The following is a 231-nucleotide window of genomic DNA, read 5'->3' as shown; positions in this document are numbered from 1 at the left end:
CATGGCAACCAATGAACCTCTGCAACTGAATCTCGGCTCCCTGCGCAGTGCGATGTCGCTGACCCTGCACACCCATCACGCTTCCCGCATCTGGCATGGCCGCGCCGCCGCCGAGGGGCGACCGGGCATCGTCGGCCTGAATGGCTATATCGCTCAGATGAACAAGATGCGGCGGGGCTCAGAACAAGACGATCCGTACTCGGACTGGTGGATGCTGCGCATCGAGGACAA

1 protein-coding gene is annotated in these 231 nt (G+C 61.9%); it reads left to right on the top strand.

All coding sequences use genetic code 11. The annotated features are described in order from the left end of the window. Position 1: 1 nt before the first annotated feature. A partial coding sequence (locus AC3XQU_RS25075) for an AcaB family transcriptional regulator (protein WP_489876790.1) occupies positions 2 to 231 on the top strand: 230 nt, incomplete at its 3' end.

This window comes from Telluria sp. AZSoR62 (assembly GCF_058111565.1).
The sequence above is the reverse complement of the archived record's forward strand: the minus strand, read 5'-3'. Positions and strand labels throughout refer to the sequence as shown.